We start from the raw sequence: 2,349 nt of genomic DNA, 5'->3' as shown, positions 1-2,349 counted from the left end.
GACACGCGGTCCGCGGCCTCAATCAGGTGACCTGTCGTCGCATTCATCAGATGACTCCTTCGGGAAGGATCACACCTAATTCATGACACTCCCCGTCATGCCGGACCCGGAGGCCGGCGGCCCTTTTGCAGGACCGCGATGAACGTGACGGGGAAGGGTACTGCTGATATCGCCAGTGATCCATACCTGCAATAGGGCAGGCAGGGCCAGGACAGAAATCGCTCGTGTGGCGGAGCGTGCATAAGGATTTGGACGCCGGGTGCGCCCACCCGCTCGGGGCACCGGTGTTGAAGGTGACCGTCGCCGGATCCGGGTCGTATGGCCTTGGCATATTCCGTTGCTGTCTCCGCAATCAAGGGGGTCATGGCGCGTCGTGGACGGTGGCGAGTCTGCTCTGGGCGGAGGCGGCCGGTGAGGGGGGACGGTGTTTCTCAGCGCGGGCTGCGCAGTGATGTGCGGTTGCGTAGCAACGGATCAGCGTTTCTCTTGGAACAGTCGCCAGATATGAACGAGAAACGGAGTCACTATGAATTCGTCCCTGTCCGAAGCAGTCATCGCTGGTGCGGATGCAGCGGATCTCGCGTTGCTTCCTCTTCCGGCCAGCTTCCCGGCGGCAGCTGTGCGAGCCAGCGATGTCGACATGTTCGAGGGCGTCGAGGACAAGGACGTACGCAAGTCCCTGTTCGTCGAGAACGTGCCGATGCCCGAGCTTGCTCCAGACGAGGCTTTGATCGCGGTGATGGCGAGTGCGATCAACTACAACACGGTCTGGACGGCGATGTTCGAGCCGCTGCCCACCTTCCAGTTCCTCAAGGAGATGGGGAAGATCGGGGGGTGGGAGGAGCGGCACGATCTGCCATACCACATCGTTGGTTCCGACGCTTCGGGCGTCATCGTCCGTACGGGATCTTCCGTGCGTAAATGGAAGGTCGGTGATCATGTTTCCATCTCACCGGCTTATGTCGATGAACAGGATCCCGACACGCATCGCGACGGCATGCTGGGCCAGGGGCAGAAGGCGTGGGGGTTCGAGACTAACTTCGGCGGTCTGGCTCACTACGCGTTGGTTCGGGCGAGCCAGCTGATGCCGAAGCCTCCGGCTCTGACTTGGGAGGAAGCGGCGGTCAACCCGCTGTGTGCCAGCACTGCTTATCGCATGCTGGTCAGCGAGCGCGGTGCGCGGATGAAGCAGGGGGACATCGTGCTGGTCTGGGGTGCGACCGGTGGTCTGGGCTCCTACGCCGTCCAGCTGGTACGCAACGGCGGCGGCATTCCGGTCGGTGTGGTGAACTCTGAGGAAAAGGCGAGCCTGCTCAGGTCACTGGGTTGCGATGCCGTCATCAACCGCGCCGAGATCCTCGGCGGAGATGACATGCTCCTGCAGCGTGCCGAGGGGTGGAAAAAGATGGGGAGAGCGATCCGCGAACTGGTCGGCGAGGACCCTCACATCGTGTTTGAACACGTCGGTTCGAAGACCTTCCCGGCGTCTGTCTTCCTGGCCAGACGAGGGGGGACCATCATTACCTGCGGGTCGAGCACTGGGTATGACCATACCTATGACAACCGGTATCTATGGATGCGGCTGAAGCGGATCATCGGCAGTCACGGCGCGAACTTCCACGAGCAGTGGGAGGCCAACCGGCTCATCGCGATGGGTCATGTAGTTCCGGCCCTGTCGAAGACGTATCGGCTGGAGGAGGTCGGGGCGGCAGCCAGGAGCGTGCAGACCAATCAGCACATCGGCAAGGTCGGTGTGCTGTGCCTGGCACCCCGTCCAGGGCTTGGGGTGACTGACCCGCAGGCTCGGGCTCGGGTGGGTGAGGAGCGGTTGCGCCTGTTCCGCAGGTGAGCTCGACCTGTGTTTCCCCGCACGCGAGGAGGATGCGCCAGTAGCGGCCGCCGCGGATGAAGGCGTCAGCCACCTCAAGGGCGTTCAGGACGCTGTTGCAGGCGTTGGAGATGCCGAAGACCGGGCAGCTCAGTCCGGTACCGGCGGCCACCATGTGGGCGTTGGCGGGTTCCAGGACGTCGGCGCTGACAGCAGCAGGTCGATGTCGCTCGGTGCGACGGCGGCCTGCTTCAGTGCACGGCGGACGGCACGGGAGGCGAGGTCGGTCGCCAGAGTGCTCTCGTCGGCGACGATGCGCTCTTCCAAACCGTACAGCCTGCGCAGCAGGCCGGGCGGAATCCGCACCCTGCGGTTGTGCTCACGCAGCCGGTCCTCGATGGTTTTGTGAACTCTCGCGGCCGGCGGCGGGTCTGTCAAACGAGCGGTGTAACCAGGGTGTTGGGGCTACTGACGGGCTGCTGAGAGTCGGCCGTCGAAGGTGATGTCGAAGGCGTTCAGGG

2 protein-coding genes and 1 pseudogene are annotated in these 2,349 nt (G+C 63.6%); 1 reads left to right on the top strand and 2 read right to left on the bottom strand.

Annotated features, from left to right (window positions below; translation table 11 throughout):
- The first annotated feature begins 526 nt into the window (after positions 1 to 526).
- Positions 527 to 1,849 (top strand): crotonyl-CoA carboxylase/reductase, encoded by a 1,323-nt coding sequence (ccrA, locus tag AB0J04_RS45870; RefSeq protein ID WP_363174684.1) that lies wholly within the window; start codon positions 527 to 529, stop codon positions 1,847 to 1,849.
- A gap of 19 nt (positions 1,850 to 1,868) precedes the next feature.
- Here the strand turns inward: ccrA and AB0J04_RS45865 are convergent.
- Positions 1,869 to 2,003 (bottom strand): annotated as a pseudogene (locus tag AB0J04_RS45865) (hypothetical protein); the annotation flags it as partial.
- On the bottom strand, positions 1,979 to 2,266 hold the full coding sequence (locus AB0J04_RS45860) for a hypothetical protein (protein WP_363174683.1): 288 nt from the start codon (positions 2,264 to 2,266) through the stop codon (positions 1,979 to 1,981). The pseudogene AB0J04_RS45865 and the gene AB0J04_RS45860, both read right to left, overlap by 25 nt.
- Positions 2,267 to 2,349 lie beyond the last annotated feature (83 nt).

This window comes from Streptomyces sp. NPDC050263, assembly GCF_040655955.1.
Taxonomy (GTDB): domain Bacteria; phylum Actinomycetota; class Actinomycetes; order Streptomycetales; family Streptomycetaceae; genus Streptomyces.
The sequence above is the reverse complement of the archived record's forward strand: the minus strand, read 5'-3'. Positions and strand labels throughout refer to the sequence as shown.